6 protein-coding genes and 1 pseudogene are annotated in these 8,501 nt (G+C 62.9%); 2 read left to right on the forward strand and 5 right to left on the reverse strand.

Going from position 1 to position 8,501, the window contains the following annotated elements:
* The 5 genes from ELR45_RS10895 to ELR45_RS10915 all read right to left on the reverse strand — a co-directional run.
* Window positions 1–1,335, reverse strand: a 1,335-nt coding sequence (locus ELR45_RS10895) for a hypothetical protein (protein WP_165367670.1), incomplete at its 3' end; no start/stop codon positions are given.
* 36 nt (window positions 1,336–1,371) lie between these two features.
* Window positions 1,372–3,270 carry a glycoside hydrolase family 2 protein gene (locus ELR45_RS10900; protein WP_129665920.1) on the reverse strand — a complete coding sequence of 633 codons (1,899 nt, stop codon included), beginning with the start codon at window positions 3,268–3,270 and terminating at the stop codon, window positions 1,372–1,374.
* Window positions 3,271–3,790: 520 nt separating this feature from the next.
* A complete protein-coding gene (locus ELR45_RS10905) occupies window positions 3,791–4,534 on the reverse strand; it encodes a carbohydrate ABC transporter permease (protein ID WP_205856390.1) in 744 nt (247 codons plus the stop codon).
* A 169-nt stretch (window positions 4,535–4,703) separates the two neighbouring features.
* Window positions 4,704–5,483 (reverse strand): carbohydrate ABC transporter permease, encoded by a 780-nt coding sequence (locus ELR45_RS10910; protein ID WP_205856391.1) that lies wholly within the window; start codon window positions 5,481–5,483, stop codon window positions 4,704–4,706.
* A 232-nt stretch (window positions 5,484–5,715) separates the two neighbouring features.
* Window positions 5,716–7,065 (reverse strand): ABC transporter substrate-binding protein, encoded by a 1,350-nt coding sequence (locus ELR45_RS10915; RefSeq protein ID WP_129665926.1) that lies wholly within the window; start codon window positions 7,063–7,065, stop codon window positions 5,716–5,718.
* 518 nt (window positions 7,066–7,583) lie between these two features.
* Between ELR45_RS10915 and ELR45_RS10920 the strand changes: the two are divergent.
* Window positions 7,584–7,913: pseudogene (locus tag ELR45_RS10920) on the forward strand (transposase); the annotation flags it as partial.
* Window positions 7,914–8,141: 228 nt separating this feature from the next.
* The coding region (locus ELR45_RS10925; RefSeq protein ID WP_205856392.1) for a PadR family transcriptional regulator at window positions 8,142–8,501 on the forward strand (360 nt) is incomplete at its 3' end.

The raw sequence follows: 8,501 nt of genomic DNA on the forward strand, positions 1-8,501 counted from the left end.
CCCGAGCATTCCGTTCGTCCCGTCGCGGCTCGTCCTCGCGCCCAAGTTCGTGAGGACCTGACGGTAGAACTTTCTCACGTTCCAGCGCGGCCGCCTCGTGTTGTTCTGCCCGGTGTCCAGCTGTCGCCAGTCCAGCTGGCTATAGACCCACTGGCCCTTGAAGTCGGGGACGATCGCGACGAGCCCATTCAGCAGACGTGATGCGCCCGCGGGCAACCCCGACGGTTCGATGACGTCCAGCTCCAAGAAGGAACGCCAGTGAAGGAGCTGAGGTCCGATCCCGCTGAGCAGCTCCGGCGCCGACTCCAGCTCTGCCGCGTCCACACGCGCCAGCGTCGCCGCGCTGGCCGTCACAGGCTTCGGCCACTGCGTCTGTTCGAAGTGCTCCGCGGTCTGTGGTAGCTGCAGCACCGTGCCACCGCCGCGGACGAATCCCTTCATACGGACACGAACGGCCGAGCTCAGCTGGGAAGCCACGTCCCGGCCGAGGACAACAACGCTGCCCTCGAAGTCGTCCACGGTGAGCGCTGGAGGCGACGCACTCGGCGCGACCTCCCGCACCTCGAAGGCGAGACTGCGCAGAAACGCCACCTCGTCGGAGTGCGTGCCGACGTAGTAGATTCCCTTGTCCTGCGGGACGGACGACGGAGTCGGCCCGTCGAGGTACTCGACGATGTTGCGTGCGACGCGAGCGGCCGCCGGTTCGACATCCAGACGTCCGGTCAGGTCCAGCTGGACGAAGAGGACCTCTCCGGCACCGTGGCGCCACTGGAGAAGCGGGCTGTACGCCAGGTCGAACTCCGCCTCAAGGATCGGCGTGAACGCACCCTGGTGCGGCGTCTCGATGACGACCGACGCCACCGACCCGTGGTTGCCCCAGTGCACACGCTGGTCCAGGTATGGATACGTGTTGCGCTTCGTCGTCGGGACGAGGCTTCCCTGGCCACGCCAGTTGACGAAGTCCTCGGCAGAGAGCTCGTTCAACACGGGATGCTCGTCCAGGCGCGGGAAGACGTACCGAGGCACCACGTCTTCGCTCCTGAACCCGAAGATCTCCAACGCGTCGGAGGTCTGCTCGAAGATCGCGACGCGCATCCCTCGCTCGACGTCCTCGGGTGAGAACGGAAGCTGCCCCGTGACGTCGAGAGCGCGGCTGCCGATCACCAGCACGTCGATGTCTGACAGGTCGTCACCGACGCCTACCTCGGGTGCAGCGAAACCCAGCTTCGAGAGTTCGGTCGTCGTCGCGCCCGGGGGATCGTAGATTGCCCAGCGTGCTTGTCGTTCGCTCAGATTTTCGATGGCGGGAAGGATGGTCAGGGCCATGTCAGTCATAGGTCTGCTCCAACAGATGGACTCGGTGAGTACCGCTCAGTCTTGGACGGACACTTGAAGGCTTGCCTGCGTCCTCGCATTCACCGCCGGCAGTGTGAACTGAATCGGTCGGCGTTCCACGGTGCCCGGCGCGAGATCGAACGCCTCTTCTCCGGATGCCAGCACCTCCTCACCCGAGACGAGCTGCCACTCCACACCAACCTGCTTGCTGCCCGGACCGTCCCAGACTGCGACGATCGTCTTCTCCACCTGTTCATCCGCGTGATACGTGTGGTCCTTGGCAGTGAACCGCTCCGCCGGCCCGCCGACGAAGACCAAGAGGGGCTGCAGCGTGTCGCGGTAGGAGTGGTAGATGCGGTTGGCCCACTCCGGTGGGCGAGTGAGGTCGCCATCGATCTCCGCGAGCTCGCGGTAGTGAAAGTCCAGCCATCGGTGCGTCCCGTGCTCATGTCCCGGCGCCTTGCCGAATGCCACGTCCTGGATCCAGGGAAACAGGCCGCCGTTGACTCCCCAGCCTCGATAGGACTTGTTCGTGTTGCGGATGAACAGGTCCATGTAGTCGTAGTAGGCGGTGAACTCGCCGATCTGTTCCTGGAAACCCAGCTGCTGGAACCTCGACCCGTTCGGGCTACCCACGTGAGCCTCGTCCCGGTCGAGAGTCTCGACCGCTTCGACATAGGCGTCACCCTCCTGGGCGTACGCCTTGTCGCCCAGGTATGCGGCAAAGTACTCGGTGTAGTAAGGAATTCCGTCCTTGTGGTCGCCGAGACGACCCCGGAAGAAGTTGCCACTCATCGGCGGACCGAACTCGCACGAACCCCACGGCCTGTCGCCGTCCTCGCTCCACGACGAGAACCACTCCTCACGTTCCTGCAGCGGGATCAAGTTGAGGTAGAAGTTGTACAGCTGGAGATCAGTGCCCGGACTACCGTTGTGGTGAATCACCATTCGTGTCGGATCTTCCGTCTTGATGATCTCTTCCGTCACCTGAGCCCACGCTGGCTCCTGCTCCGGAGGAAGCGTCCGGCCGATATTCTCGGGGTCGTAGTCCACACCTGTGTTCATGGTGGGAATCCATCCGATGATGCTCGGACGGTTCTGGCGGTCGAGCTCTGCACCACAGTGCCAAAAGCTTTCGGTGAACTCTTCGATGACCTCGTCTTCTCCGGCCTCCAGGTCATCGCGGATATGCTGCACGGACGGCGTCGGCATCAAGACGGCGAAGCCTTGCTCATCAGCCAGGTCCAGCACCTCCTCACTACCGCCCTGCATTACCCCGGGAGCACACCCGTTGGCCCAGGTCCAGTCGCCGGGGCCACGGTGTGGCTGGAACTCCATCGCGTTCATACCCATGCCGGAGTAGAACAGCATCTGCGGCATGCCGGTTGACCACTCGGGCCCCATACCTTCGGGCCCTCCGATGAACGGCGCCATCCGGAGCTTGATCGGCTCGCCGTTCACGATGATGTCCCGACCCTCCGTCCACACCTCGCGGAATCCGAACCTCACCGGCGAGTAGTTCTCCACTGAGCCGCCGTTGCCGTCGGTGATCTCGACGTGCAGCTGATACAGGTAGGGGTCCCCGACGTTCCACAGGCGAGGGTCTGCCCATGGAACCGTGACCGTCTGAAGTACCAGACCGCCGCTGCCGGTGGTCGACAGAGGAACGCTCATGCTCGGCAGGTGATCTGTCTCGCCATTCAGCTCAGAGACCCTCAATGCTAGCTCGTGTCCCTCCGTCACCTCGTTCGGAAGGTACGTGACGTGCACCCGGAGCTCTTTGTCGCGGACCGCAGTCTCGACAAACACGTTCTTGATCTCCGGGACGCCTGCGGCAGTCTCAGCCGCGGCGGTCGTCGAATCAAGGAGGATCGAGCTTCCAGCAACCAGGACGCCAAGCCCCAGGAAGCTCCGTCGCTTCATACTAGAGTCCATAATTCCGTCTCCCTTTCGTGGGATATTGCCGGATTCTGGCACTGATCATTCGTTGGTCCCCGTCGCGGCGGTGCGGGAACTTCATACCCAGCTCACGGCAGCGCGCTGAGGGTACCGGCGCGGATGCACCAAGCACGCCAGAATGCTCCACAACGCGCTTCCGAATGGCATCGCGACGGCCCACGCCAGCTCATCGATTTCACCTCCCTTCCAAAGTTTGACGATCGACGTTCGCATGCGTCACGGTTCGTCGACCGCGACCGAGAAGGCAATCTCTCCGGTCCTCCCTCATCGGTGACGCGAACTCCCCAACATCTCGGCACGGCGGACCTGTGCTCCCTCGCGGCGTCGGGCGAGTCATAGAATGCCGGGATGACGGTCAGCCGGTGGCTTGGCAGCGGGCGGGTCGCAGCCCCCTTCCGATCACGTTTCCACAGGATCCAGGACCCACATCGTCGTCGCACCAATCGTTCTCTGACGCACCGACCGGTTGCCCGAACAGCAACCTGCGTGGCTTCCACTATTTGCCATAGCCGGCGGCAATGCCCTCCACGATCCGGGACCCTAGCCACACATAGAGCACGATGAGGGGGAGGACCACAAGAGATAACCCCGCAAACAGCACCGACCATCGAGCGCCTGTGTACTGCATCGCCTTCATGAACTCGAGCAGTGCCAGCGAGATGGTGTGTTTGTCCTGCAGCACCATCAGCGCGAAGAACGTTTCTCCCCAATGGCCGATCGCCTGCAGCATGAAGACGGTGATGATTCCGGAGCGGGCCAACGGGAGCATGATGCGCGAGTACGTGTACCAGGTGGACGCGCCGTCGATCACGGCAGCCTCTTCAATGTCCCGAGGTAGAGTCCGGAAGAACGCCGTCAAGAGAAAGACCGCAAACGGCAGGCCCGTCCCCGTGTAGATGAGCTGCAGGCTCGTCAGGGAGTTGATCAGGCCGAGCCGGTCGAAAGCGATGTACAGCGGAATAAATATTGCCTGGGCTGGAACACCGAGGCCAAGCACGAAGATCACGGTCAACGTACTGGATCCACGGTTACCGAAACGGCTGAGCGCGTATGCTGCCGGAGCCGCAAGGATAATCGTCGCAACTCCGCTGACTCCGACGAGGAGCATGGAGTTGAGCACTCCTTCACCGATGTTGGCGCTGTTCCAGGCCTCGACGTAGTTCTCCCATCTCAGCGCAGATGGAAGGCCCCACGGATCGAGGAACACCTCGCGCGTCGTCTTGAAGGAGCTGATCAGCATCCAAGCGACCACGAACAGGTCAAATACGGCGAGCGCCCACGCCGCAGGGATAAGAAGGTAGTGGAAACCGCTACGAGATCGACGCCCGCGTCCGTCGCGAGCCGCCCCATTCGGTGGAGCCGTGTCGGCGGGTGCATTCATGGTTATGGCGAACGCCCTTCTGTGATTTCTAGTACTGCACGTCATCGCGGCGCAGCACCCAGCGTGCTAGCACTGTGAACACCATGGCCAGTACGAGAATGAGCATGCCCGTGGCAGCAGCCATCCCGAAGGCGGGCGTACCATCCGTCGGAAATGCCTCGGCGTACGAGAACAAGGCAAGGTTCCAGACTCCACGATCGGGCAGACCGCCGGTTCCGGTGAAGACCAGGATGAACTCGAAGATCTTCAGCGCCTGCACGCACCAGAGCACGATGCATACGCTCACCACGTCCCACATCAGAGGAAGGGTCACATAGCGAAAGCGTTGCCATGGGGTCGCGCCAGCGAGATCGGCCGCCTCGTAGAGATCACGTGGGATACGGTCTGCGGCCGCCATCAGGATGACGGTGTAGACGCCCGTATGGAGCCACATGATGCCCAGAAGGATGATCTTGAACATGTGTTCCTGCGACAGCCACCCAGGAGGGTCGTCGACGCCGAGGCCGCCGATAACCGTGTTGACCAGACCGTCCGCATTGAACAGAAATCCCCATAGAATTCCGACGACCACGCCAGGGACCAAGCTCGGGAAGAAGATCACGAGCCTGATGAACTTGCGACCTAACATGTTCTGAAGCAACATGGTGAGGGCGAAACTCACCACGAACACGGCGGCGCCAACACCGAACAGAGTCCACATGGTGTTGACGAATGACGTGACGAACACGGGATCGCTCGCCATGCGGGCATAGTTCGCGAACCCGGCGAAAGTCATCGGACCGGCACCGGCCCATTCGTTGAAGCTCACCCACAGGCTGAACACCGTCGGCGCCAGGACGATGAGCGTGAAGACGATCAGCGCTGGCGCGACGAACGGCACGAACATCCGTCGCCTGGACTGTTGAAAGGGCGAGCGCTGGGTCCGTAGCCCAGACTGTTGAGAGGGTGAACGCTGGACGCGCGGCGCGACAGGAGTGGTTGCCATTGGTTGTCCAGACTTCTCTAGGGTGGTGTGACTCGGTGTGGCGTGCGGGCACCGACTATTCGTGGTTCTTCCAGAACTCGTTGCTCTGGGTCGCGAGCTTGTCGATGTACTCTTCGGCCGTGAGCCGACCGAACACCAGGTCGGCGTGCACGACCTCGAACACGTCATTCCAGTACGCCTGGTTCGGCGGGGCGCTCTGAATCAGTTTGCCGCCGGACAGCTGCTCCACCGCGCCCTCGGCGGTGGGTGGTACCGCTACGTCGACCCGCACCGGGATCTCGCCCGCTTCCGTGGCGGTCATTTCCTGATACTTGGTCTTGAGCATCCACGACACGAACTCCTTGGCGAGCTCGACGTCTTCGGCCTTGCTGAGGACGCTCACACCTTGTGTCGCGATGAAGACCGGGGGCGGCTCGTAGCCGGGTACTGCGGGGAACGGGAAGGAGCGATACTCAGCCTCCGGATCACCGTAGGGCTTCACCTCCTTCGGTAGCCAGGTGCCGTTGAAGATGAAGTCCGACTCGTTGTTAGACCACTTCTGCTGCATCGCAGGGAACTGGCTTGCATCGTAACCGTCGATGAAGTATCCACCGCTAGCAAGTCGCTCGATGATGCGTGCCGCCTCCACGTACTCGGGTTCGCGCCACAGTTGCCCACTCCGATCGAGGTGCGCGTCAACCCAACCTGAGTAGCCCACGATGGACGAGACCAGATGCTGCGAGTACCAGGCGTGATAGGGCGGCTTACTGCCATCCAGCGCGATCGGCTGGCGCCCCTTTGCGACCTGCTCGTCCAGCATCATGAAGAACTCATCCCAGTCACGCGGGGGGTTGTCCTGCAGGTCCGGGAACCTGCGGCCATTGTAGAAGAACAGGAACGTCGAGAGCTGATAAGGGACTGCAACCGGGATGCCTTCCTCGGTGAACCCGATCGAGTTCGCAATCCTGTTTCCGTTGCCGACGGCCTCCGCGACTGTGACGTCCTCCCCAGGAACCTGCCGATCGTACACATCGCTCAGGTCGACCGCGTTTTCGGTCGCAGCGAGTTTGTTGACAATCTCTGTGTTCCCACCATTGAGTAGGTCCGTCGGCACGTTCGACGTGTTCAGCGACGGCAGCAGCGCGTCGACCGGCTGGCGCCCCTTCCAGTCGACGCCAATGTCGATACCGACTTCTTTCTTGAAGTCCTTGACTGCCTCGGCCAGGATCGCCTCGTTCGGTTCACCCTCCGACCACATCGACCACATCCGGGCGGCACTACCAGGATCGCCCGACGGCCCTGATCCACTCCCGTCGCACCCTGCGAGACCCAGTACTCCGGCACCGCTCGAGGCGACCACCAACGCCGTCCCGCCAATGCCGAGGAATCCTCGGCGACTCATTGCGCCCTCAATATTGTTCGGCACAATTCTCCTTCGAATCGAGCATTTATGGTCCGCCGGTGCGATGAGGAGCCACCGGCCTTCTCTTTGTGCTATCAGAATGGCAACTCGGCGCCATCTATGTGAGTGTTGTCTGGCCCAGCTCGTACCTCCGATCTGTAATCAAGACGACCGACGTCATGTCGGGGCATCCCATCGTGGACTTATGTGAAGCTTCTGGGAGCGTCCGATTGCGCCGGCCCAGCCCCGCGAACGGCTCTCCAGCACGGCGTCGATCACGGTCATCCGTGGTTTTCCGGCCTTCGAGCGAACCTTCCACAGCGCGCCCGAACGGAGAACCACGATGACCGCACCTGCCGTCGTCGACCCTGCTGACCTGCTCGGCGAGGCCCTCGCTGAGCGAGCTGCCGGTCTCGGGGGTGGCCACCGACGTGGACGAGCAGGTCGATGCGTCCCGGCGCCGCCCCCCTCGACCAGGCAGGCACGTTCACTTCCGTCTTCGCAGATGCTCGACCACGAAGGACCGCGAGCGACGGCGCGTCAGGCTGCCCGCGGTGGCCCAGCACCTGGACGCCGCGCGCGCGGGCATCCTCACATTCATCGGTCTCCCGAAGGACGTATGGACCCCGATCCGGTCCAACGACCCGTCTGAGGGGTTGAACAAGGAGATCCGCCGCCGCACCGACGCCGTCACCGTCTTCGGCAACCGGGACGCGGTCGTGCATCTTCGGCGCCGTGCTGGCCGAACAGTCCGACGAATGGACCGAATGGCGCCGCCACCTCGGGCTCGAGGTCCTCGCCTGCTGCAGCCTCGGCCCAGTCACGGACCCGGGACGGAGGTGAACACCGCGCCCGTCCTCGACGTGAGCGCGCAAAGCAGGAAGGATCCCCGACCGCTGCACCGCGATCCGGGACTGGGCCCCGTCGAGCCGTCGACGAGACGACCGGTCGTCGCATGCGATGAATCGTGCTGCGTGACTCACGGCGTCTCCCTTGAACGCGAGCGATGGTCCGGGGCATCTATCGGACGTGTCCTATAGTGCATGGTGGGTCGTGACGTGTCAACGGCCCACCACGACACTGCGAGAGAATGGCCCACCATGAAGTTCGACGACGTTCTCCTGGCGCTCACCGTGCGCAGGCCCCTCACCGGCTACGACCTCAAGCGCTGGCTAGACATCGAAGGGGTGTTCATCCGCGCGAACGCAGACCAGTCGCAGATCTACCGGACGCTCCACAGACTCGCGCGAGCGAGGCTCATCGAGTACCACGAGGAGGAGCGAGCAAACGCACCGAAGGCGAAGGTCTACACCGCCACACCAGACGGCGTCGCCCACCTCCACGACCTGGCTCACGGCCGCTACCAGCCTCCCGCGCGCTGGCAGGAGCCTGACTTCATGAGCCGCTACACCCTCCTCGGTACGCTGTGGCCCGAGACCCTCGCGCCCCTCATCGAGACC

The sequence above is a fragment of the Phytoactinopolyspora endophytica genome, from assembly GCF_004138495.1.
GTDB classification, from domain to species: Bacteria; Actinomycetota; Actinomycetes; order Jiangellales; family Jiangellaceae; genus Phytoactinopolyspora; species Phytoactinopolyspora endophytica.